Genomic DNA, 20,208 nt, shown 5'->3' with positions numbered 1-20,208 from the left:
CGATATACAGGTTTCACTGCCAGTCATCCGTCTGTGGCTGGGGGAGCTGATAGGTCATCAGATAACTTATGTATTGATTAAACCCATCCGGGCCGCTTTTCTCCCTTTTCTCAATTTCGGGACGAACCCTTTTCATCAACTCTTCATCACGGACCACATCGGCAGGATGATTTATGTGGGAACCCCGCCTCAGCAGTGAGTATGCCTGTTTCTGCTCCTTGGTAAGAGACAGATAGTAATCGAGATCACTCAACATTTTTGCCTTATTGGCATTGAGATACCCATCCACATACATCAAAAGATTCAAGCTGAAATCGCCACAGGAGAAATAGGCGGGCATTTCGCTGAGATTTTCCACCAGCAGCCTGATCTCGGTCACAATCTCCTCGTCGGTCATCGGAACAAAAGTCCCATTTTCAACCATCTTCTGCATGGGAGACCTGGGATGCATGGCGAAGGTGCGCACCCTGATGAAATCCGGTTCAATCATATTCAATAACCTTGCCGTTTCCAAGGCATGTTCTTCACTTAAAGTACGGCCGCCGAGGCCGGGCATGATATATTCGGAGAGTTCAATGCCGGCTTCTTTAACATGTTTGCCGCCTGCGACAATATCTTCCGGCGTTATTCCTTTATTGATCAATTTCAGTACTTTTTCCGAGCCGCTTTCCATGCCGACATGTATCCTTGTTAATCCGGCGTCTTTTAATTGTTTCAGCTCTGCTACGCTCTTTTTCCTGAGCGTTGTCGCCCTGGCATAGGATGTTACCCGTTCCATGGCGGGGAATTTTTGTTTGATGTAGCGCAAGATTTCCAAGACATCTTCCGTTTTTAATACGAGGGTGTCCCCGTCCTGTAAAAAGGCCGTCCGGACAGGATAACCTTGATACTCCTGCGCCATAATGTCTAAATCTTTTTTGACTTCCACCACTGTCCTTAGTGAAAACTTGGTCCCTTTGTACGCCGGACAGAAAACGCACTTATTCCACGGGCAATTTCTGGTAACTCTGACCAGCAGGCTCGACGCCTCGCTGGGCGGCCTTATGACTCCTTGTTCATACATGATATTTACGCCCTCTCACTCGCAATGATATACAGCAAAATACTCTCTTATTCAAGCTATTCAGACAGCTATTCAGACAACTTTACCGATCGTGTCCTGAAGCCGCAACAACTTAATAAATCAGGTCAATTCCGATTGTAGGCACTGTGCCTACAATTCGCCTTTAACCACACAGAAAGGGCAGCCATTTCTTCGATCAGGAATCAATGGTTATCAAGGTGGTGACCAGTTCTGGCGTATGTCTTGTTTCCATGAACCAACACCTGTTCCGTCCAAATGCAAGTGTCCAAATACAAGTTGCCATTTTTTTAATCAAGGTATATTATTGAGCTACAGATGAAAGATAGCATTTTCGGGTGATGATCGGGCTTGAGAGCTCCTTCCCGTACCGTCATTTTTTTGATTTATCGAGCCCATACAACATTTCGAACGGTAATCTGTAGAAGTCAGTGGCACCGTCGGGAAGCAAGCGACAAACGGAGAAAACAAAACTCAACCCGTAGCATCGTTAGGTACTGCTCTGCTCGATTGAAAGGAGGCATGATGATTTTCATAATAATGATCGTTGGTTTCGTCGTTTTGGGCATTCTTGCCATGATCCTCTACAACAGTCTCGTTGGCGCCCGGAATGAGGTCAAAAATGCCTGGAGCGCCATTGATGTACAGCTTAAGCGGCGTCATGACCTGATTTCCAACCTGATCGAGTCCGTCAAGGGCTATGCCGCCCACGAACGGCAAACCCTCGATGAGGTAGTCAGGGCCCGCCAGCAGGCGGCAGCGTTTAAGGGAAGTGTCGAAGAGAAGTCAAAGATCGAAAACGCATTGACCCAGTCCTTGCGATCTCTCTTCGCACTGGCTGAGGCCTACCCGGATCTGAAAGCCAACCAGAACTTCATTGCACTGCAGGAGGAGCTTACATCAACGGAGAACAAGATCGCTTTCTCCCGTCAGTATTACAACGATGCAGCCATGCGATACAAAAACCGGGTGGAGATGTTCCCAGGCAACTTGATTGCTAATATGTTCAACTTCCAGACGGAGGCTTTCTTCTACATGGAAAGCGCCGAGGAACGTGCGGTTCCACAAGTTAAGTTTTAATCAATCCATGCTGAAGGTCACGGCGGCGGAAGCGTTTTGTCCAGTATGAGAAAGGGGGCTGTATGGTAGCGACATTGAGCAACATTGGATGGTCTATGATCTTTTCTCTGGTTGGTGGCTTGGTCGGCATGGCTCTGGTGCTGCTGGCTTCGGCCATCGTGCCAAAGCTGATGGACCGATTGACGCCGAACATTGACGAAGAGAAGGAGATCGTCCGCGGAAATGTGGCTGTGGCGGAATATTTCGGCAGGGTGGTGGGCGCCTGCATCCTTGGGTTGAGCATTGTTGTGGCTGCTGCTGTATTGGGCGGTATCATAGCCGCACTGCACTAGTTTGACTTCGTTAAACAGAAGCCTCTTTAAGCAGATCCAAACTGAGCTGGTTGGGGTCTCTGGCGCGTCATAGTAATCAAAAACGAACGGAAGAGCCAATGAATAGAGGAATTGTTTTAAAGGCGATACTTCTCTTATTTTTTCTTGCTTCTTCTCCTGTATGGGCGCGAGGTGGCGGAGGCTGCCTCGTAAAGGGTACCCCGGTTCAGACACCCTCGGGCGTCGTCGCCATTGAGAAACTTCATGTTGGTGACCGAGTCTGGAGCTTTTCAGGTAACAAAATCCATGTTGGAACGGTAAGGGCGCTAACCGAAATCTCAGCGGATCGTTATTTGGAAATCTCTGCCGGGAATACGACGGTGACCGTCACCTCGGAGCACCCGATGATGGTTGGTCCAGGAGAGTACCGCGTTGCCCGCCAGCTTAATATAGGCGACATGATTTACCTTGTAAATCAAGGAAATGCCTATTCTGTTCCTGTCCGGTCTATCCAATCGTCCCGGGCGAATCTGCCTGCTTATAATTTGCTGGTCTTTCCGGGCGGGACTTATATTTCAGCCGACGTCGTGGTGCACAACAAAGGATGCTTTCTTCCCGAAAGCCCGGTGATGAGATCCGATGGCAGTGAAATGCCCATCAGCGCCGTCCGGCCCGGGGATGAATTGTTGGCCTATTCACCGGAAGGTCGCACGGTTTCAACAAGAGTCAAGGACATCATTCGTCACCGGGTGGATGAGTACATCATCCTCAGGACCGATCGTCAAACCATCAGGGTCACCGCAGAGCATCCATTCTATGTCGGACGCGGCACGTTCAAGACGCTTGAGGTCCTCAAGGTGGGCGACAATATTTTCGCCTGGGATGGGCGTTCCTTTTTGGAACAACCGATTGTATCGTTGGAGAAGGTTCGTGAAAGCGTCCCCGTTTTCAACCTTCAGACCGATTATCCGAACACATTTATTGCGGGCGGCCTTGCGGTCCACAACAAAGGCGGCGGCTGCTTTCCCGCAGGAACCAGGATCCGCACGCCCTCAGGTGAAATCTCCATCGAGATACTTTCGGCAGGCGATGAAGTGCAGACGGTTGGTCCGGACGGACAGATCATTCACGCTGAGGTGGAAAAACTTTTCGCAACTCGCGCCGATATTTTTTCAGTCGAGACGGAGGGAGGGGTGCTGCGGACCACTTCAGACCATCCGGTCGGGCTGCTCGACGGGACTTTTATTGAGGCTGGCAGACTTCAGAACGGGGATAAGGTGCTTACATGGGTGAATGGCGCTTTAAGCCCAACCAGAGTCGTTAAGACATCAACTGTTGCACGTGGACAAGTGGTCTTTAATCTCAGTGTAGGCGGGCCGCATACTTTTCTCGCGGAAGGCTTTTTGACCCATAACAAAGGGGGAGGATTCAGATCGAGTTCCAGCAGCGGCAGCAGCGGCCGCAGCGGCCAATCCGAGTCATCTTTTGGGGTATTTATCTTCGTCATCCTGCTTCTTGTGATCGTGCTAATCCTGGCGGTAAAATTTAAACTTGTGACCATCAATGATAAAGGCCAAGGCAACCTTGACTATACGTACAGTCCCTCGGTGGTGGTAAAAAAGGCAATGAAAACTGAAAAACTGCTGGAGTTCCTCAGCAGGCAAGATTCCTCAGTATCAAAGAGTGAATTGCGGGCATTGGCCGAAGCGACATTCCGCAAGCTACAAGAATGCTGGGAAAAGCGCGACTACGGCCCGATGGAATCCCTTCTCGTGCGCGCTCTGTTCGGGCAACACAAGTCACAGCTTGGGGGATTGGCGAGGAATCATGAGATAAACCGGATAGAGGGCCTTAAAGTGGAACAGGTGGACATTGTCAACATCCGCTACACAGAAAGGCCAGATCAGCGCGAATTCACTGCACTCATCACCGCTTCCGCGCGAGATTACTATGTTGACGACCGTACGAATAAATTCTTGCGGGGGGATGGAGTCTCGGCAAAATTTCAGGAGTTCTGGACATTCCAACGATCGAGCGATGGCTGGTTGCTCCGCGAGATCGAACAGGCGGGCGAATCTGATGTCCTCAAGGACGAGAATTTCGTCGAGATGTTGACCGATCAGACTCTCCAGGGAATCTATAGCGAGATGGCCGGTAAAGAGGGGAAGGCGGGGCCGTGGTTGGAGAAGGGAACTGAAGAAAAGGCAACGCGCATCGATCGCATGTTAAACTTCCTTGTCCGGACGGACAAACTCTGGAATCGTCAGCAGATGATCGAACTGGCGCGTCAGGTATTCTTAAGCGTGTTTCTGGCCCGCGAGTCCTGCGATCCGGCGCAGGCGCCCGAAGCAGACCTGTTCCCGGAGGTGGCAGCAAGTCTTCGCAAGCAGATCTTGCAATGGCAGATGGAAGGAACGAATGTGGAGTACCGGAATCTTTGTGTGCGCAAGGCGGAACTAATCCTGGTCAGGAATTTCACCGACCCTGCCAAAGATGAGTTCTCTGTGCGCATCAGCGCCCATGCCCAGAAAATCGTCCACAAGGGGAGCCAGATATTGAGTGAGCAACAATACGTAACCCCTTTCGAGGAATATTGGACATTTGGCCGGCTGGATGAGGTATGGAAACTCAAAGAGGTTTTGCAGCCGGCACGAGGCGAGAAGCTGATCGCCGTGGATAATGTTGATGAAGACAGCAGCACAGGGCAGATGCAATGGTATTATAGGCAGACCCGCGCCAACTGAGGCCGCAAATTGTTTGTTCAGTGTCAGCTATAACAAAAATGCATCCCCTTCGCTTACCGAATTCAATAAACAATACTGATTAAGGGACACTTTTGATTGTTGACCATAAGCATAGAGGCAGGTTTACATCCACAAAAAAACCATATACCCGATAGAAGCACCCGGGGATGGCAAAACGTTTTGCAATTAGCTCCTGGGCAAGAACTAATTAAAAAAATGGATGGATCGCCATTCTCTATGGAAAAGATATTTTTCAAAGGTATGCGGGTATAGTTTATAGGGTGCAGACCTTGATATAACAAGAGAAGATCGGGAACAAGAAAGGATCCATGCCACTCAATATCTACACCAGCAACCGGATGGAAAATCTGGTTGAGGCCCTTGCCCACGTGCTCAGGGAGCCCCTTACCGCTCCCCTGGCGCCGGAAGTGATTGTCGTACAGAGCAAGGGGATGCAGCGCTGGGTCGCGATGGAGCTGGCAAAGCATTTCGGTGTCTGGGCCAACTGCAGCTATCCGTTTCCGAACTCCATGGTATGGCGGCTGTTTAGCCTGGTGCTTCCGGATGTTCCCGATGATGCATCCTCCTTTGCTCCGGAAGTTTTTACGTGGAAGATTATGGGGCTTCTGCCTGGATTCCTGGACCGTGAGGAATTTGCCCCATTGCAGCATTATCTCGTTGGGGACAAAAACGGGCTCAAACTTTTTCAGCTCGCGGAACGTATTGCCGACACCTTCGACCAGTACACCCTGTTCCGTCCGGAGATGATGATGGAATGGGAAGCAGCCGAAGACACCGGCAAAAATGGCGAGTGGCAGGCGGTCCTCTGGCGGGCTCTGGTGACCGGCAGTAAAGGATACCACCGAGGGCGACTCAAGGATGAATTTTCCCGTCGGATGATGACGGGCAAGCCGGTTGAGAGCGGGATACCGGAAAGGATCGCGGTATTCGGCATCTCCTATTTGCCGAAGTACCATATGGAAATCCTGGCAACGATCGCCCGGATCACGGATGTCAACCTTTTCCTTCTAAGCCCCACCCGCGAATATTGGGCCGACATCATCTCCAGGCAGGCAAAGGCGCGGTTGACAGATGAGGCTGGCGCATTGCGGATCGAAGGGCATCCACTCCTGGCGTCTCTCGGCAGGCTGGGCCGTGACTTTTCCGACATGGTCATTGAGATCGGCGATGTGGCTGCCGTCCAGGAAGATCTCTACGAAGATCCTGGCGGGGCTTTGCTTCTGCAAAATATACAACGTGATATTCTCAACCTCTCCGATCCTGGGAAGATGACGGAAAAACGTCTGATTGATCAGCATGACCGGTCAATCCAGATTCATTCCTGCCACAGCCCGATGCGCGAAATAGAGATTCTCTACGACAACATCCTTGCCCTCCTGGGACGTGTAGAAGGCCTCGTGCCGCGGGATATCGTCGTGATGACCCCCGACATTGAAACCTATGCACCGTATATCTCGTCGGTCTTCGACGGGTGTCAGGATGCCTCTCTGAAAATCCCTTACTCCATTGCTGATCGGCGTCTGAAGAGCGAGGGGCAGATCGCTGCGGTGCTGCTTAAGATTCTGGGGCTTCCCGGCAGCCGGCTCACCGTCATCCAGTTGTTCGACATCCTTGAAGTAACTCCGGTCAGAAGGCGTTTCGACTTGAACAATGAAGAGCTCGCAATCATCCGCGGCTGGATCGAGGATACGTGGGTACGATGGGGGATAGACGAGCAGAGTCGAATCCGCCTGGGGCTTCCCGGCTATCGCGAAAACTCCTGGCGGGCCGGGCTTGATCGTCTCCTCCTGGGCTATGCCATGCCCGACGAAAATGGGCGTCTGTTCAACGGCAAGCTCCCTTACGATGAGATAGAAGGTTCCAGTGCCCAAGCCCTCGGCAAACTTGTGGATTTTATCAACAAAGTTGCGGATATAGCAGATAGTCTGATAAAGCCCCGCACCCTCGCCGAGTGGCAGGATCAGTGCGGCAACCTTTTGGCAGACTTTATCACTGCTGACGAAGACATGGCCCGTGAACTGGCAACAGTCGCCGGCGTGGTGGCAAACATCGGTGAATTGGCGGAGCAGTCCGGTTTCGACTCGAAGGTGGAACTTGGCGTCATTCGGGCGTGGCTCACCGCACGTCTGGACCAGGAAGAAAAGGGGCTTGGTTTCATCACCGGCGGCGTCACGTTCTGCGCCATGCTCCCCATGCGAAGTATTCCTTTCCGGGTCGTTACGCTTATTGGGATGAACGATGGCGGTTTCCCCCGGCAGAACTTCGCCCCTGGGTTTGACCTGATTGCCCGGAATCCCCGGCGCGGTGACCGTTCCTTACGCGATGAGGACCGCTACCTCTTTCTTGAGTCCATTCTTTCGGCTCGCGACTGTCTGTACATAAGCTATATCGGCCAGAGCATCAAGGATAACAGCGAGATCCCGCCCTCGGTGCTGGTGAGCGAACTCCTTGATGTCATTGACCGGGGATTTAACGCGGGGAAGGACGATACAATCGAAGGGCATCTCGTTACGCGACACCGCCTCCAAGCCTTCAGCCGGGACTATTTTTCCGAAGACTCGCCGTTATTCAGCTATTCGGCCGAAAACTGTGCAGCGCTCCAGGCAGCAGGGGGCACTTTTTTTTGCAGGGCGTCCCCTGCTGCCGAGTTTCTGGCAAAACCCCTTGCCGCCCCTGCCGACGAGTGGAAGGACATTCCGCTGATAAAGCTCCTGCGGTTTTTCGACAACCCGGCTAAATTCTTCCTGGAGAACAGGCTGGGAATTCGCCTTGAGGATGTCGTCGCCCCGCTGGAAGAACGGGAACCATTCGCAGTGGATGGCCTGGACGCTTATAACCTGAAAAAGGATCTCCTGGAAATTGTGCTTCAGGGCGGCGATGCTCATGATTACCTCTCCGTTGCCCGTTGTCGCGGGATCATCCCGCCTGCCAGGCACGGTGAGATGGTTTTCGAAACCTTAGTCGGTGACGTTGAAGCGTTTGCCCAGGTAGTGCGAGACAAAGTCGGCGATAAAATCCCGTTAGCGCCTCTCGATTTCGAACTCGATCTGGCAGGATTCAGATTGACCGGACGGCTGGATGGAATCTGGCCGGAGCGGATGATTCGCTATCGTTGTGCAAAACTGAAGGCGAAAGACCAACTTCGCGCCTGGATAGTGCACCTCGTCCTCAATGCGGCGCGAAAGGAAGCATACCCCCGGGAAACATTGCTGATCATGACCAACGGCACAAATACGTTCAATCCCGTGGAAGATGCCGCCGCCATCCTGCAGATTTTCCTCGATATTTACTGGCAGGGATTGATGACCCCACTCCGGTTTTTCCCCGCTTCGGCCATGGCGTACGCGGAAAAGCAGGAATGGAATCTGGGGCGGGCGCGGGGGAAATGGGAAGACGGCTATAACGACATACCCGGAGAGGGCAGGGACCCCTATTTCCGGCTCTGCTTTGGCCATGTAGATCCGTTTAATGCCGAATTCGAACGTATTGCCCACGCATTGCTGGAACCAATGCTCCAACACCTGGAATAAGGGAAAGTATGATTGAACTGGATCATTTGCACATTGAACTCGCGGGGATGAATCTGATCGAGGCCAGCGCCGGCACCGGAAAAACCTATGCCATCGCCTGCCTCTACCTGCGACTTCTGATAGAGAAAGATCTTACTCCGGAACAGATCCTCGTGGTGACTTACACCGAGGCAGCGACAAAAGAGCTGCGCCGGAGGATCCGCAGCCAGATTCGGAAGGCTATTATGGTCATGGACGGCGACGAAACGAAAGACGCGTTTCTCGCTGGTTTAGCTGATAACATTAACGGGAAAGGCACCGGCCGGATAAAGTCCCGCGAAAAGCTTGAGCGGGCGCTGAATGCTTTTGATACGGCCTCGATCTTTACCATCCACGGTTTCTGCCTGCGTGTCCTCAAGGAAAATGCCTTTGAGAGCGGTTCACTTTATGACACGGAACTGATTACCGACCAGACAGAATTGCTCCAGGAAATCGTGGATGATTTCTGGAGGATGAGATTTTTTACCGAACCGTCGCCTCTCCTCGGCTATACCCTGCGTCAAGGTCACTCTCCCGCAACGTTCATGGCTTTCCTCAAGGGAATGCTATCCAACCCGAAACTGGAAGTAAGACCGTCGTTTACTGCTGACGAAATTGCGGCCATCGAAGAGAGATGCCGTACTGCCTATGAAAAAACGAGGAACGGGTGGCGGGAGAGTAAACAGGAGATCGAAGAGATAATCAGGAACGACAAGGGCCTCAGCAGGTCAGCGGAAAATTATCGGCCTGACCTGCTGTCCGAACTATTTACGGGGATGGACTCTTGTCTCGCCGGCAATAATCCCTTCGATCTTTTTCCGGGTTTCAGCAAATTAACCACATCCGGCATTGCCAAGGGGAAGAAGCCCAAGGGGATAGCGCCTGTTCATCCCTTCTTTGACAGTTGCGAAGAACTACAGAAAAGCGTAGAGGAGCGCTTCCTCGCCCTGCAATGGGAACTTGTGGTGTTTTGCAGGGAGCGCCTGCCAATCCTGAAGCGGGAGAAAAACATCCGCTTTTTCGATGACCTTCTCAATGACCTGTATCAGGCGCTTTACGGAGACAGCGGTATGGCCTTCGCCGGCAGCAGGGGACACCTTTTTTTGCAAGGTGTCCCCATAAAATACCGGGCAGCTCTCATAGACGAATTTCAAGATACCGACCCTGTCCAGTACGACATCTTCCGGAAGATTTACGCCGCCACGGACAGCCCGCTTTTTCTGATCGGCGACCCGAAACAGGCGATCTACAGCTTCCGGGGGGCCGATATCTTTGCCTATAAGGAAGCTGCGGAAGATGTGACGGAAGATAAACTCTTCACCCTAACGGGTAATTGGCGATCTTCGCCCCTTCTCCTGGCCGCCTTCAACACGCTCTTTACCGGCGCAACCAACCCCTTTGTGTACGACTGGATATCCTATCACCCGGTCACACCGGGCAAGGATAAGTCTGGAAAAGAAGTAGCGCGCGTTTTTGGTGAAACGGCACCCCTCCAGGTATGGTATATGCCGCCGGCTGAAGGTGGAGGACCGGTTAATGTAACTCAGGCGAATGAACTCATCCCTCCGGCAATAGCCGGAGAAATCGTCCGCCTGCTTCAGGAGGGTGCAGAGAGAAAGACCATGATTGATGGCCATCCTCTCTTTCCCGGAGATATTGCGGTTATCGTCCGCAGTCACCGGCAGGCCGGTTATATTCAGGAAGCCCTGAGAAATCTGGGCATTCCGAGCGTCGTACAGAGTGATATGAGTATTTTTGCCACTGACGAGGCGCGGGAGGTCTGCACGCTGCTTATTGCCTTCGCCAACCCCGGAAGTGAGCCCAAGGTCCGGGCGGCCCTGGTAACCGACATCCTTGGCAGGTCGGGGGATGATATCGCCCTTCTCCTCGACGATGAAATTGCAGGCCGCGTGACCCCAAGCGGCGACGAGCTGGCCTGGGAGGATTGTTTGGAGACCTTTCGCGCGTATCACCAGGTCTGGACCGATCGGGGCTTTATGGTCATGGCTCAATCTCTGCTGGCTAAGGAAGGGATACGGGGCCGGCTCCTCCGGTTTCCCGATGGGGAACGTCGGCTGACCAACCTGCTGCACTGTTTTGAGCTCATCCACCACAAGGCACACGAGCAAAAGCCGGGTATCGAGGGGCTCGTCACCTGGTTTAGCGAACGGGTCAGCGCCGAAGATGAAGCCGAAGAATACCAGATCCGTCTGGAAACCGACGAAAAAGCGATTAAGATCGTTACCGTTCATGTCAGCAAGGGGCTTGAGTATCCAATCGTTTTTTGCCCCTTCCTTTGGGGCGGCCTCATGGACAATGACGAAGCGATCAGCTTCCATGACGGTTTTACCCTGGTTAAGGACTTTGGCTCCCCCGCGTATGACAATAACCGGATAGTGGCGCGCAAGGAAATGCTTGCTGAGAATCTGCGTCTCCTTTACGTTGCTCTCACCCGGGCAAAATACCGGTGTTACCTGCTTGCGGGTAAAATTACCGGCAAAAGCCCAAAAAACCGGCCGGAAACTTCCTCCCTCGCTTATCTTTTCCACGCCACCGCCGAAACCAGAATATCCGATAACCCCGTAAGCCTGCTGGCAGACGAGGTACGTGTGCTCACCGCAGAAGCAATGCAGGATCAGTTGCAGTCCCTTCAGGAAAAGGGAGGGGGGGCAATCGCTGTCGTCCCGGTACCCGCTTCAGGCTCTGTTACTCCATATCTCCCGCGCCGGGATGACGGGAAGCCGATTGCCAGCCATAAATTTTCCGGGGTCATCAGCAGTGACTGGCGTATCGCCAGTTACACCTCTTTTGCGGCCCACGAGGCGGCAGCAAGCGAGCTTCCGGACCGGGATGAGATAACAGCTACCGGGAATAAAGCGTCAGGACCGCTTGATGCCGAAGATCCAGAGGAGATAAGCATCTTTACCTTCCCCCGGGGGGCGCAGGCCGGTATATTTTTTCACGAAATCTTTGAGGGGCTCGACTTTGCCAATAGCTCTCCCGAGGCAGTAAGTGCCCTGGTGGAGAAGGGACTGGTGAAGTATGGCTACGGCAAGGAGTGGCAACCTCATGTCTGCAATACGATCAACGCGGTCATAACCGCCCCGCTGGCAGCAGCGGAGGGGTCCTTCAATCTGGCCGGCATCAAACAGGGAAGCTGGATTACGGAGCTGGAATTTTATTTCCCGCTCAGGTTTATCACCTCCGATCTGATGAGTGCCTGTCTCAGCAAATGGGGGGTACTCTACAAGGCCGCCGACATTACCAGGGTTTGTGCGTCCCTGAAGTTCAAGCCGGTGCGGGGCATGGTCAGGGGCTTCATGGACATGGTTTTTGAGCAGGGCGGCAAGTACTATCTTGTGGACTGGAAATCGAATCATCTGGGCTACCGGGTGGAGGACTATGGACGGGAAGCCCTCAAAACGGCGATGGAGCGCAATCTCTACCCGCTCCAATACCTGCTCTACACGGTGGCGCTCAACAGGTACCTGTCCCTCCGCGCGAAGGGCTATGATTACGCAACCCACTTTGGCGGGGTGATCTATATTTTCCTGCGCGGCGTGAGCGCCGGGAAGGGTGAAGAATTCGGTTATTTCCGGGACATGCCGCCCGTGGAAATGATTGACGCATTGACGAAAAGCCTGATTCAGGACGGAGGATAATGCCGTGACGTTGGTATTCGAACTGAACTCAATTGACCGGCATTTTGCCGACTTCATCCTAAAAGAATCGGGAGGAGCATCCTCGGCCCTCAAGATTGCTGTCTCACTGTTGAGCAACTCGGTGGGGAATGGCAACATCTGCCTGAACCTGGCGGATATTGCCGGCAGGGACATCCGGATTGACGGGGAGGAGTTCAGCGTTCCCGAGTTCAAGAACCTGCATAATGCTCTTCTGGAGACTCCGGTAGTCGGCTCCCCGGGGGACTTCCGGCCTCTGGTCCTCGACACGGATGGCCGACTCTACCTCTACCGCTACTGGAAGTATGAAAGAGACCTCGCGCAGGTCATCCTGCAGAAGGCCGCCCTTAGCTGTGACATGATTGACAAGGCGCTATTCGCCCAGGGGTTGGACAGGCTTTTCCCCGGTGTTGCCGGAAAAGACGCTGATTGGCAAAGGGTGGCGGCCTTGGCCGCATTGCGGAAAAAGATCTGCATTATATCCGGCGGACCGGGAACGGGCAAAACCTCAACTGTTGTCAAGATACTTGCTCTCCTTTTGGAGCAAGCCAACGGTGAATCCCTGCGGGTCGCCCTGGCAGCCCCTACCGGCAAGTCGGCGGCGCGGCTCAGGGAGGCGGTTAGCTCAATGAAAGATGCGCTTGACTGTGCGGATTCCGTTAAAGCGCTTATCCCTAATGAGGTCTCAACCATCCATCGCCTCCTTGGCCCCATTGCCGGTTCAGTGCACTTCCGCTATTCCGATGAAAATCTTCTGCCTTACGATGTGGTCATCATTGATGAGGCCTCCATGATCGCGCTGCCGCTGATGGCCAAGATGGCAGCGGCGCTCAAGCCTGATGCCGGGCTTATTATTCTGGGAGACAGGGATCAACTTTCCTCGGTAGAAGCGGGGGCAGTCCTCGGCGATATGTGTGGCGGCGGTCAACAGGAGATATTTTCGCCCGAGTTCGGCGATCTCTTTGCCGAAGTGTCCGGCGCGAGGATTCCGACCGCACCGCCCGGTCAGGTATCGCCTCCGCTTACCGACTCTTTGGTTATCCTGAAGAAGAATTACCGTTTCCCAGACGATAGCGGCATCGGGGCTGCAGGAAGGGCGGTAAATGCCGGGAAAAGTGCGGACGCTCTGGCCATCCTCAAAGGTGACGCCTTTCCGGATATTGCCTGGCGAAACGTGCCGAAACCAGATGGCCTCAAAAAGGCCATAACAAATTCCGTGGTTGAAGGGTACAGCGCCTATCTCGCGGCAGGAACGGTCGCGGAGGCTCTCAAATATTTCAACTCCTTCCGGGTTCTCTGCGCCCTGAATCAGGGACCCTACGGGGTGGCCGGCATGAACACCCTCATCGAGGAAATCCTGGCGGCAAAAGGACTCATTGATCCCCAACAACGCTGGTACCGGGGCCGACCCGTGCTTATCACGATCAATGACTATAATCTGAAACTGTTCAATGGCGACGTCGGGATCGTCTTCCCCGACCTGGAGGGAGGCGGCAACCCCCGGGTATTTTTCCCTGCCCCTGACGGGGGGATCCGTAACGTTGCACCGGTCCGCCTTCCGGCCCACGAAACGGTCTATGCCATGACGATTCACAAAAGTCAGGGTTCCGAGTTTGACCGGGTCCATCTGCTGCTTCCCGGCAATGATGCCGCAGTCCTGACGCGGGAGCTGATCTATACCGGCATCACTCGGGCGAAAAATAAAGTTGATATCTGGGGAAACGAGGGAATATTTGTTACTGCCGTTTCACGGAGAATAGACCGGAAGTCGGGACTGGGAGAGGCACTTTGGTCTGGGGGCAAATAAAAGCTCTCAAATACAGAGCTTCATACTCGACCTCAAAGGTGACTCATTTGTTTCGGGATCAATTGTATGCTGATACGCCCCATATTATTGCGACAAAAATTCAATTGACACATAATACTTTTCTCGTGTATTTCCACGCTGAGAAGCAATACCCTATATAGGGGTAAGAAAATCTGATTTAAACTGCAAAAATGAAGCGATCCTCCGCAAGGATAAAGGAGACACGGTATGAGCGTAGTGGATGCCATCGGAAACACCCCTCTGGTAGAGATCAAGCATCTCTGGGACTCTAAAAAAACTGGCATACGGATCATGGCAAAACTGGAAGGTTCCAACCCTGGCGGTTCCATCAAAGATCGCCCTGCCTATTTCATGATCAAGGAAGCCATAGATTCGGGAAAACTGGTCCCTGGAAAAACGATACTGGAAGCAACTTCCGGGAACACAGGCATAGGAATGGCCATGATTGCGGCGGCGATGGGTTTAAAAATCAAACTCACCATGCCCACCTGCGTGAGTGAGGAACGCCGGACCGTTTTACAGGCGCTGGGAGCCGAATTGGAGCTGACCCCAGGCAGTGAACGTACTGATGGCGCCATAAGACGGGCCCATCACATCATGGAATACGAAGGCGACCGGTACTTCATGCCTAACCAGTTTGATAATCCCCAAAGCTATCTGGCGCATTACCATACGACCGGGCCTGAGGTCCTGCAGCAGACATCCGGTGAGATCGATTTCTTCGTCGCTGGTATGGGAACTACGGGCACCCTAATGGGTTGTTCACTGTTTCTTAAGGAAAAGAAACCCTCGGTAAAGATAGTCGGCATCGAACCGACACTCAACCATCGCCTTCAGGGCCTCAAGAACATGAAGGAAGCAATCGTCCCGAAGATTTATGACCCCTCAAAGCTGGACTGCATCATCAGTTGTGCGGATGAGGAAGCTTTTAATACGACGCGGGATCTTTCCCTTCGCGAAGGGCTGTTTTGTGGAATCAGTTCTGGAGCAGCAATGTGGGGCGCCCTCCAAGTCGCGAGAGACATTTCCCGTGGCTCGACCGTCGTCGTGATCTTTCCTGATCGGGGCGACCGCTACCTCTCGACGGAGGTTTTCAGGTCCATCTGTGCTCTCTGCCCGCCATGATGGTTTAAATAGTCTTTTATAGATTTTACAGCATCAGTGATTGATCATTAAAGAAGCAACTTTTGAATTACCAGACCCTCAATGATGGAGGGGTGTTAATGCTCTTGCAAAATGCCAACCTCGATGAAAATGCTTGATTACAATCCGTTATAAATGATGCCGCTTTCTCGGCGAATCTAATTTGAGTCGTGCGGGAGAGACCTGTCTGAATTGTGTTCAATAATGCCCTCTTGCCGGGTGACTCGACCCCAAGGGGAAGCTGATTTCTCAAAAGAGCGGCCACCGATACGCCTTCCTTACCCAACTGCATCGCCAGCCACCGGTTTTCGATGCAATGCGATGCAAAATATCCCTTGACAAGCCAAAAGTTCTCCCTATACTCTCACTACGAAAAAGGAAGTTCTTATCAATTATCAATGGCGGCTGGCATTTTTATAACGTAAATGGACCGCTTCCGTATACTCTCTTTTGGATCGCGGACTCATGATTTCCCCTCCTTCGGAAGTCGGTGTTCGGTAACACCTAATTATGAGTCAACGATCTCTTTTTAGTCACACATTGGGTAACATTTATTATGATTCAATTCGGTGGCCAAAATTCAATTGACAAATAAAATCCTACTTCATGTGCTCCCACCGTGAAAAAAGCGGTGCCTTATAAAAAAACAGAATAAGGAGGGATAATGGAAAGGATATATGGCATTTTTGTCAGGGTGGTTAAAGTCCTTAATATCATTGCGGGTACGGCTCTTACCTTGATGATGCTTTTGACCGTCGCCGATGTTTTCATGCGAGCCGGTGGTCACCCCATTCTGGGTACTTACGAAATGGTGGCATTATCGCTGGCGATTGTTATTGGTTTTAGTATCCCCAATGTCTCATTGGACCGAAGGCACGTAAATATGGACATTATATTGGAAAAGCTCTCCAAAAGGAATAGGGCCATAATGAACACCTTTACGCGGCTTCTCTGCATCATTCTATTCGCTATCATAAGTTATAACCTCTTCTTGATCGGCAGTGAGTTTCATACATCAGGCGAGGTTTCGTCCACACTAAAGCTACCTTTCTTTCCGGTCGCTTACGGCGTGGGAGTCTGTTGTTGCCTTGAGTGCTTTGTGTTCATTTTTGATATCGTAAAAATCCGGAGGGGTCAATATGAATGAGATCACTGTAGGCATTATGGCTCTTGCTCTGCTACTACTTCTTTTCGCAACCGGCATCGAATTGGGTTTTGCTATGGCGCTGGTCGGGTTTGGGGGTTTTGCTTACCTCAACGGTTTTCATCCGGCCATGCAACTCGTAGCAAGAGACATATATGACGTCATAACAAATTATGGGTACACGGTCTTCCCTCTCTTTATCCTGATGGGTCAAATCGGCTTCAACTCAGGTATAGCAGTAAGACTTTATGATGCTGCGCACAGGTTTGTTGGCCATATCCCCGGTGGTCTTGCAATGGCTACCGTTATCGGAGCCACCGCTTTCAAGACTATTTGCGGTTCAGCAGCGGCAACTGCTGCAACATTTGCCAGCGTCGCGATCCCGGAAATGGACCGGTATGGGTATGACAGAAGATTGTCTACAGGGATAGTTGCAACAGTGGGAACGCTCGGCTGTATCATACCCCCGAGCGTTGTTCTTATCGTATACGGCATTCTCACTGAACAGTCTATAGGACAGCTTTTCCTTGCAGGGATAATCCCCGGATTAATCATAGCCCTCTTTTTCATGGGCATTATTTATGGCTGGGTAAAGATCAATCCAAAGATTGCCCCTATGTCAGAGCGGTCAACGTGGAAGGCAAGGATACGTTCGTTACCGGAGGTTGGCTGGATCATCCTTGTTTTTTTCCTGGTCACCGGAGGGATCATGGAGGGTTTTTTCACACCTACTGAGGCAGGGGCAATGGGTACATTTGCTGTTCTTGTTCTGGTGATGGTCAAGCGGAATATAACTTTCATTGGGTATGTTAAATCAGTCGCGGAAGCCCTCAGTACTGCCGGGATGATCCTCATGCTCATTATAGGTTCTGTAATACTTGGCCATTTCATCGCCGTGACCAATATCCCCCAGAACACGGCAGACTGGTTGGGAGCGCTGCCTCTGAACCGTTATGTTATCATGGTGATGATCTGTCTCGTGTATTTGTTAGGTGGCTCTTTCATTGACGACCTCGCATTCATGATTCTTGCTACGCCTATCTTCTACCCGACGATACTAAAGCTCGGTTTCAATCCTATCTGGTTTGGAATATTGATCGGAGTTGTTGTTATGATCGGTGTGGTTATTCCTCCCGTGGCCGTGTGTGTCTTTGTGGTAAAGAATATCACCAAGGAGCCTATCGGCCGGATATACAAGGGGGTGACCCCTTTCCTGATCTCTCTCGTTGCTGTCTGGGGCCTTCTGTTCGTCTTTCCGCAGCTCGCCCTCTGGCTTCCCTCGGTATTTTACAAGTGAAAGCGGACGCAGGAATGGGAAATCAAGTGTATATACAACTGTTTTGCAAATATGGCTTGAACGAAGGCAGGCAATATGTCACAATCCAAAGATACACAATAAACAAAAAGGGGGTAGTATTATGAGAAGGTTAGTATTATTGGTATTTGTCGTTTCGCTTCTATTTTTAACGTATTCTTCGACCTATGCAGCAGACGTGATAAAGCTCAAGTTTGCGAATTATTTTCCAATCACCCACATGAATTCGGTAATGATGGGCAAGTTCTGTGACGAACTGAGCAAAAAGCTCACCGGCAAGGTAGAGCTGACCCAGTACGCCGGCGGCACACTTCTTTCGGCACCCAAGATCGCCGCAGGTGTATCCGCCGGTATTGCGGATATCGGTCTCTCAAATTTGTCTTATACAAGGGGACGTTTTCCCGTCATGGAGATCATGGAACTGCCCCTCGGTTACCCGAGTGCCTGGATAGCCGGCCATGTGGCCAATGACTTTTATAACAAATTCAAACCGAAAGATTTTGATGCGTATCATGTACTCATGCTTAGCACGTCTCCTATAAACGTCATCCAGACGCTCAATAAACCTGCAAAAACACTGGAAGACATTAAGGGACTAAAACTCAGAGGCACAGGGAGGCTCGGGGATATAGTGAAAGCCCTTGGGGCTACACCAATTCCTATTGAGACACCTGACCTTTACGATTCGCTAAAAAGGGGTGTTATTGAGGGTGCATTGCTTCCCCTCGAAACGTTGAAGGGCTTTAAAACAGGTGAAGTGCAAAAATACGTTACTGCATCATGGAAGGTAGGAAGCGCCTATTGCTTCTATGTGCTCATGAATAAGCAAAAATGGGATAGTCTTCCTGACGATGTTAAAAAGGTCATTAACGAATTTTCCAAAGAGTTTACCGAACGGTGGGCAGTTGAGTGGAACAACATAGATATTGAAGGCAGGGAGTACTTTACAAAACAGGGTGGCCAGATTGTACCTATCTCCGATGCCGAAAGTGCCAGATGGGTAAAAGCTACACAGCCCGTTATCGACGACTACAAAAAAGACTTGATCTCCAAGGGCTATAAGGCCGAGGAGATTGATAGTTGGTTAAGCTTCGTAAAGGAACGTATCGAATACTGGAAAGGTCAGGAAAAGGCTAAGAACATACCGACAGCGTATCAGTATTAATTAGTGTCGGTCCTGACTTAGCATAGATAGGTGCCAACGCGGGAATGTATCATTATCTTGTGCCGCGTAGAGAAAATGGGGGTGCACTCCTGATGCATGGATGTCCTCAAGGAGGCCCCCCACCGTGAAAAAGCAATGCCTTGGTTCGGTGAAGATGACGGAAGTGGACTGTGTGGTCATTACCATTATTACGGACAACTACTACGACGCACTGAGACCTGACGCGGCGGTGACCAGGAGGTTCCGTACTCAACCCGGAAAATGGATGCACGCCGAGCACGGCTTATCCTACTTCATTGAAACAGTGTCAAACGGTAGAACAAGCGGGTTCATGTTTGACTATGGCCTGGATGCGCAGGGCGTGAAGCGGAATATGGAGGTCCTCGGCATTGACGTGGGAAAGGCAGTCGGATTCGGGTTGAGCCATGGCCACTTCGACCATTGGGGGGCACTGATCGAGACGCTCAACCTGAACCGGTCGAGGATAAAACAGGGAGCGCCTCTGTATTTGGGCGAGGAGGCCTTCGAGAGGAGATACTCGCTGGTGCCTGGCACTACGGACAGGTTGGATATCGGCCAGTTAAACAGGGCCGACATAGAGGCGCTCGGCCTGGTGCGGGTCGTAGAGGTCAAGAGCCCGACTGAAGTGGTTCCCGGAGGCTACTTTACAGGGAATATCGACCGGGCGACCGAGTACGAAAAAGCGCCACCCGTACTTCTCGTTAAGAGAGGTGATGCCGTGGTCGTAGATTCATCCCCCGGAGAGCAGGCAATGGCATTCAACTTGAAAGGCAAGGGACTCGTCGTGCTGTCAGGCTGCGCTCACGCGGGCATTGTCAACACAGTGAAGCACGTCCAGAAGATGGCGGGGATCGAGAAGGTACATGCGGTCGTGGGCGGTTTCCACCTCGTAAATGCAAAACCGGAAATTATCCAGAAGACCGTGGCCGATATCAAAGCCATCAACCCCGATTTTATCGTGCCGGCTCATTGTACGGGGTTTGAAGCAACAATAGTCTTCTCGAAGGAGATGCCCAGCCAGTTCATCCTTAATACGGCAGGAACGAGGTATACCTTCGCTGCCTGATCCGGTTGACTAACTTCGAGCCATCTGTTGCGTTGCCGTGCGTCTATCAAATAGAGCAACC

12 protein-coding genes are annotated in these 20,208 nt (G+C 51.8%); 11 read left to right on the top strand and 1 reads right to left on the bottom strand.

Annotation, left to right across the window (positions count from 1 at the left end; all coding sequences use genetic code 11):
- Nucleotides 1-13 precede the first annotated feature (13 nt).
- Nucleotides 14-1,063: a radical SAM protein gene (locus tag NT140_09830; GenBank protein MCX5832165.1), complete on the bottom strand. Its 1,050-nt coding sequence runs from the start codon at nucleotides 1,061-1,063 to the stop codon at nucleotides 14-16.
- A gap of 540 nt (nucleotides 1,064-1,603) precedes the next feature.
- On the opposite strand from NT140_09830, the gene NT140_09825 reads away from it, so the two are divergent.
- From NT140_09825 to NT140_09775, 11 genes are all read left to right on the top strand, one after another.
- Nucleotides 1,604-2,161, top strand: coding sequence for a LemA family protein (locus NT140_09825; protein ID MCX5832164.1), 558 nt, complete (start codon nucleotides 1,604-1,606; stop codon nucleotides 2,159-2,161).
- Nucleotides 2,162-2,223: 62 nt separating this feature from the next.
- The gene (locus tag NT140_09820; protein ID MCX5832163.1) at nucleotides 2,224-2,493 is read left to right on the top strand and encodes a DUF350 domain-containing protein; all 270 of its coding nucleotides are present in this window, start codon (nucleotides 2,224-2,226) and stop codon (nucleotides 2,491-2,493) included.
- Between the two features lie 98 nt (nucleotides 2,494-2,591).
- Nucleotides 2,592-5,216, top strand: coding sequence for a polymorphic toxin-type HINT domain-containing protein (locus NT140_09815; GenBank protein ID MCX5832162.1), 2,625 nt, complete (start codon nucleotides 2,592-2,594; stop codon nucleotides 5,214-5,216).
- A 329-nt stretch (nucleotides 5,217-5,545) separates the two neighbouring features.
- A complete protein-coding gene (gene recC, locus NT140_09810) occupies nucleotides 5,546-8,767 on the top strand; it encodes an exodeoxyribonuclease V subunit gamma (GenBank protein MCX5832161.1) in 3,222 nt (1,073 codons plus the stop codon).
- Nucleotides 8,768-8,775: 8 nt separating this feature from the next.
- The gene (recB, locus tag NT140_09805) at nucleotides 8,776-12,447 is read left to right on the top strand and encodes an exodeoxyribonuclease V subunit beta (protein MCX5832160.1); all 3,672 of its coding nucleotides are present in this window, start codon (nucleotides 8,776-8,778) and stop codon (nucleotides 12,445-12,447) included.
- 4 nt (nucleotides 12,448-12,451) lie between these two features.
- Complete coding sequence (gene recD / locus NT140_09800; protein ID MCX5832159.1) at nucleotides 12,452-14,272, top strand: exodeoxyribonuclease V subunit alpha; 1,821 nt, start codon at nucleotides 12,452-12,454, stop codon at nucleotides 14,270-14,272.
- A gap of 228 nt (nucleotides 14,273-14,500) precedes the next feature.
- Nucleotides 14,501-15,418: a cysteine synthase family protein gene (locus NT140_09795; protein ID MCX5832158.1), complete on the top strand. Its 918-nt coding sequence runs from the start codon at nucleotides 14,501-14,503 to the stop codon at nucleotides 15,416-15,418.
- Nucleotides 15,419-16,100: 682 nt separating this feature from the next.
- Entirely contained in the window at nucleotides 16,101-16,583 is a 483-nt protein-coding gene (locus tag NT140_09790; GenBank protein MCX5832157.1) for a TRAP transporter small permease, read from the top strand.
- Nucleotides 16,576-17,877 carry a TRAP transporter large permease gene (locus tag NT140_09785; protein MCX5832156.1) on the top strand — a complete coding sequence of 434 codons (1,302 nt, stop codon included), beginning with the start codon at nucleotides 16,576-16,578 and terminating at the stop codon, nucleotides 17,875-17,877. The genes NT140_09790 and NT140_09785 overlap by 8 nt, the downstream gene beginning before the upstream one ends.
- Before the next feature lie 121 nt (nucleotides 17,878-17,998).
- Nucleotides 17,999-19,060, top strand: a complete 1,062-nt coding sequence (locus NT140_09780; protein MCX5832155.1) for a TRAP transporter substrate-binding protein — start codon at nucleotides 17,999-18,001, stop codon at nucleotides 19,058-19,060.
- A gap of 124 nt (nucleotides 19,061-19,184) precedes the next feature.
- A complete protein-coding gene (locus NT140_09775) occupies nucleotides 19,185-20,147 on the top strand; it encodes an MBL fold metallo-hydrolase (GenBank protein ID MCX5832154.1) in 963 nt (320 codons plus the stop codon).
- Nucleotides 20,148-20,208 lie beyond the last annotated feature (61 nt).

Source organism: Deltaproteobacteria bacterium (genome assembly GCA_026388415.1).
Classification (GTDB): domain Bacteria; phylum Desulfobacterota; class Syntrophia; order Syntrophales; family JACQWR01; genus JAPLJV01.
Note: the sequence above shows the minus strand (reverse complement) of the source record. Positions and strands in the feature narration are given on the sequence as shown.

Excerpts from the sequence above, each read along its gene's own strand:
- recC (MCX5832161.1), top strand. The coding sequence starts at position 5,546 with ATGCCACTCAATATCTACACCAGCAACCGGATGGAAAATCTGGTTGAG.
- NT140_09785 (MCX5832156.1), top strand. The coding sequence starts at position 16,576 with ATGAATGAGATCACTGTAGGCATTATGGCTCTTGCTCTGCTACTACTT.
- NT140_09790 (MCX5832157.1), top strand. The coding sequence starts at position 16,101 with ATGGAAAGGATATATGGCATTTTTGTCAGGGTGGTTAAAGTCCTTAAT.
- NT140_09815 (MCX5832162.1), top strand. The coding sequence starts at position 2,592 with ATGAATAGAGGAATTGTTTTAAAGGCGATACTTCTCTTATTTTTTCTT.
- NT140_09795 (MCX5832158.1), top strand. The coding sequence starts at position 14,501 with ATGAGCGTAGTGGATGCCATCGGAAACACCCCTCTGGTAGAGATCAAG.
- NT140_09825 (MCX5832164.1), top strand. The coding sequence starts at position 1,604 with ATGATGATTTTCATAATAATGATCGTTGGTTTCGTCGTTTTGGGCATT.
- recB (MCX5832160.1), top strand. The coding sequence starts at position 8,776 with ATGATTGAACTGGATCATTTGCACATTGAACTCGCGGGGATGAATCTG.
- NT140_09830 (MCX5832165.1), bottom strand. The coding sequence starts at position 1,063 with ATGTATGAACAAGGAGTCATAAGGCCGCCCAGCGAGGCGTCGAGCCTG.
- NT140_09780 (MCX5832155.1), top strand. The coding sequence starts at position 17,999 with ATGAGAAGGTTAGTATTATTGGTATTTGTCGTTTCGCTTCTATTTTTA.
- NT140_09820 (MCX5832163.1), top strand. The coding sequence starts at position 2,224 with ATGGTAGCGACATTGAGCAACATTGGATGGTCTATGATCTTTTCTCTG.